General features: G+C 36.6%; 5 protein-coding genes. All 5 read right to left on the reverse strand.

Going from position 1 to position 3390, the window contains the following annotated elements:
* Positions 1-582: arsenite methyltransferase (gene arsM, locus HXY53_04830; protein ID NWF75885.1), on the reverse strand; the 582-nt coding region annotated here is incomplete at its 3' end.
* Positions 583-602: 20 nt separating this feature from the next.
* The gene (locus HXY53_04835) at positions 603-1226 is read right to left on the reverse strand and encodes a nucleotidyl transferase AbiEii/AbiGii toxin family protein (GenBank protein NWF75886.1); all 624 of its coding nucleotides are present in this window, start codon (positions 1224-1226) and stop codon (positions 603-605) included.
* Entirely contained in the window at positions 1180-1356 is a 177-nt protein-coding gene (locus HXY53_04840) for a hypothetical protein (GenBank protein ID NWF75887.1), read from the reverse strand. The genes HXY53_04835 and HXY53_04840 overlap by 47 nt, the downstream gene beginning before the upstream one ends.
* 44 nt (positions 1357-1400) lie before the next feature.
* Positions 1401-1808 carry a tRNA (N6-threonylcarbamoyladenosine(37)-N6)-methyltransferase TrmO gene (gene tsaA, locus HXY53_04845; protein ID NWF75888.1) on the reverse strand — a complete coding sequence of 136 codons (408 nt, stop codon included), beginning with the start codon at positions 1806-1808 and terminating at the stop codon, positions 1401-1403.
* Positions 1809-1875: 67 nt separating this feature from the next.
* Positions 1876-3390 (reverse strand): hypothetical protein (locus HXY53_04850; GenBank protein ID NWF75889.1); only part of this gene is annotated, 1515 nt, incomplete at its 5' end.

A 3390-nucleotide genomic window follows, 5' to 3' on the forward strand; every position in this document is an offset into this window, starting at 1 on the left:
ATCAGAGAATTCACCTTTTTTTAGAATGTCAGAGATAGCAAGTCTGCCACCGGGTTTTAAAACCCTGAATGCTTCATTAAAAACAGCCTGCTTATCTGGCGAAAGATTAATGACACAGTTAGAAATTATTACATCAATAGAATTACTATCTAATGACAGGTTTTCAATATCTCCTAATCTGAATTCAACATTTTTAATCCCAAGTTTCTCAGCATTTTGTTTAGCTTTTTCAACCATTTCACGGGTCATATCCACGCCAATTATGTAACCTTTTTCTCCGACTTTCATTGCAGAAAGAAAAGCGTCAAAACCTGCGCCGCTTCCAAGATCCAGAACAATCTCTCCTTCTTTTAATTCTGCTATTGCCAGAGGATTACCACATCCAAGCCCGAGATTAGCCTCTCCAAGCCCGATCTTTAATTCTTCATCTGAATATCCAAGAAGCCTTCCTGCCTCAAGAAGATTTATTGGCGCGCTCTGAGGACTGCAACACGATGCAGAGGCACTGCAACATGAACCCTGCGAAGCAATATTTGAATAAGTCTTAATTACAAGTTGTTTTAGTTTTGTCTTTTTTTCCACAAACTTTCCCTCATAAAATTTTACAGAAGCAGGTCTTTGTCTTCTCTTACACTTTTTTCCTTTCTTGGTTTTAAGAGACGTTGGAGTTTTTTATCTCTATGTATGAGCTTTGCAAGTTCACGTGTTTTAGCCTTTTCTTCATCATTAAGAAGGCTGTAAAGTTCAATGATATCAAAATCATCTTTAGGACTTCCTGCTTTTAATTTCATGGCTATTAGATACGGCTTTGGTAAAATCGGTATTGGTATTTCTTTTTCTGGCTTGGATGACAAGATTCCTTCTAATTCCCATTTATAATTTGCAATTATTATATCAATCCGTGGTGCATTACCTTTTAAATCTTTAATATAAATAATCTCATGCTGAAAAGGATCTTGGATATCAGCACTTCGAGGCAAATATTTAACAGTAATGCCTTTGCCTTTCAGTTCATTATTCAGGAACGCTGATAAATCTTTCCCAAAATTATTATACGGGCTCCCTATGGCAAGGGTATCAATATCTTTTGTAGTTCTTTCAACACCGTGAGCAATGACAGCATAACCACCAACAAGTGCAATAACCGTATCCTTATATGCTGTTTTCAAGATAAACTTATCAATAATTTTTTTCAGTTCTTTCAGCGTACCTAAGATAGGCTTCACCTTCAGTTATCCTCTCCCTTTTTGCCCTGAGTTTAACAAACTCATTAAATACGAATTCCATTTCACGAATTCTTTGTGAAGGTGTTAAAGCTAAAAACTCCTTCTTCATTTCTTCTCTCTTCTGCTGCATTATTGCCTTCATTTTGTTGAATATTATAACACTTTCACAAACACTTATTTTTTATCGTTATCCTCTTTTTCAACAACAGGTTTAATGTCAAGCACAGGTGTTCCGTCAATCATATCTATTCCTTTGACTGATATAACATTGTTTTTTATTCCTATTACACTGACAATAGAGAAGCCTACAGGATTTGGTCTTATAGGAGAACATGTGCTGAAAACTCCCATTGACCTGTCCCTATGAGGAGGTTTCTGCACAAGATAACCGGAATTAAAAGCCGGGCTTTTATGAAAATGAAATATCACAATTATCTGCTGACCTTTTTTTATATCTTTTAATCCTTCAGTATATTTCTCATCAATAATAATCTCTCCTTCAGCATCCGAAACACTCCAGTGCCGTGGTATATTTGTCTCTTTTGTTCTTACAAATCCTATGGGTTCAAATTCTATTTTCAATTTATAAAACCTCTTCTTGCAAATGATTCTACTCTAAATTTTTCAGTTCTCATATCAAAATATGGGATCACTTCTGGATGCCTTTATCCGAGCCAATTCTTATAATTAATGAAATGATAGAACTTATTGCCATGAATACAAAACTGAAATCAAAACCCGTATAAGCCAAACGGGTTATAATACTTAATCCTCCTATCTTCAACAAAATAAGCATACCAGAGAATGAGCCCAATATGATGAACAGCCATCCAAGTTTTCTTATTGCTTTACTGATTCCTGAAGTTTTTTCGCCAACCTTTTGTGATAGCATAATAGCAATCGAGATCAAGAAGATAATCACTGCTATCCAGAAATGATTTGCATCAAGTGTAAATCTGCTAAAAGTCATAAACTCAATAAGTCCTGGAGAAAGCGATGCTATTAGAAAGAAGGCAATAACTCCTGCAAGAACAATCCATACAAAAAATTTTGCTTTCTGAGGTGAGATGAAATTATTTCTTAATGCCAATTGCAATAAAATTATTAAAATAGCAAGAATTATAAGAAGACCGGTTAAAACGTATAAAAATGGTTTTAATAACTCTTCACGAAATGAACCTATTTTTATCCAAATATTTGAAAGACCTAATATCTCATAATTTGGCATCCAGACAGGTTTCCCATCTTTTGAAGAGAATATTTCCTTCAAAACCCTGCCCTCAAAAAATGGTGAGCCTGAACGGTGGCAGTCAGTGCATCCTTTAGCTCCAAGTGCTGCTTTTGCAGGCGCTATGTCATGAGAAAATTTATAAACAGATGCATAAGCTGTTGCTTCATATTCTTCACGAGGAATTTCACTGCTTTTCTTTGATGAATAGTAAACCTTGCTATCTGAGACCCAAACAAGACGCTTTCCTTCAAGCGGGAAACCCGTATTTGAAAGAAAGTTTTTTACAGATGTTAAAAGAGCATCAACTTCCTCTGATCTGTTGACTTCGATAATACCATCATTATTATCGTCCTTTATCTGAGACAGTTCTGGATAATTCTTTGACGGATCTGTCTGATGCTGCATCCACATCTGAAAAAAGTCCTTCATGAACAGCTGATTTAATCCCTTTTTACCCTCTTCTTCAAAACCTACCCATGAACTATGGACACGGTTGCCAGGATATATCTTCCCTTTATATTTAAAAAGCGTTGGTCTTGTTATATCTGTTGGCTGATCCATTGCAGTGAAAAGCTCAAGTTCACCGTAATGATTCCAGAATCTCATCTCCTGATCATAAAAAGTCCAGATATGTTTTGGAGGCGGCGTAATTCTGGGAGCTGGATTGAAAACGTCACTTGCCTGAACAAGTGCGCTCTTCACCGCACGTGAAGGGATATGGCATGCCTGACAGGAGAGTTTCTCCATATGCAATGGAGGCAACCAGCTATGCTTTGCTATTGGAGCATTCTGCCATCCATTAATGTGGCAGGTCTCACATGTTCTCATAGAATTATCAAGGTCATTTCTTACCCAGCCAGAAGGATCATCGCCTTTTCCGAACTGATGTACTTCTTTCCCTTGAATTCTTTTATCAACAGCCTTGCTCCCTGC

The sequence above is a fragment of the Nitrospirota bacterium genome, from assembly GCA_013388455.1.
In the GTDB taxonomy this organism is placed as follows: Bacteria; Nitrospirota; Thermodesulfovibrionia; order Thermodesulfovibrionales; family SM23-35; genus JACAFF01.

Coding starts and splice junctions, on each gene's coding strand:
- HXY53_04840 (NWF75887.1), bottom strand. CDS start 1,356: ATGCAGCAGAAGAGAGAAGAAATGAAGAAGGAGTTTTTAGCTTTAACA.